We start from the raw sequence: 205 nt of genomic DNA, 5'->3' as shown, positions 1-205 counted from the left end.
ACCGCCGCGGTAGCGGGCATGATTTCCGGCATGACCGTCGCCAATCTGATTGGCATTCCCATTGGCACCTGGCTGAGTCAGACGTTTAGCTGGCGCTACACGTTTCTGCTGATTGCCGTGTTTAACATCGCCGTTATTCTGTCGGTTATGTTTTGGGTACCCAACCTCCGCGACGAAGCAAAAGGCAGGCTACGCGAGCAATTTC

General features: G+C 54.6%; 1 protein-coding gene. It reads left to right on the top strand.

Annotated features, from left to right (window positions below; all coding sequences use genetic code 11):
* Positions 1–205 (top strand): MFS transporter (locus tag FDX22_RS20335; protein ID WP_146717689.1); only part of this gene is annotated, 205 nt, incomplete at both ends.

This window comes from Citrobacter sp. TBCS-14 (assembly GCF_005280805.1).
Classification (GTDB): domain Bacteria; phylum Pseudomonadota; class Gammaproteobacteria; order Enterobacterales; family Enterobacteriaceae; genus Citrobacter; species Citrobacter gillenii.
Note: the sequence above shows the minus strand (reverse complement) of the source record. Positions and strands in the feature narration are given on the sequence as shown.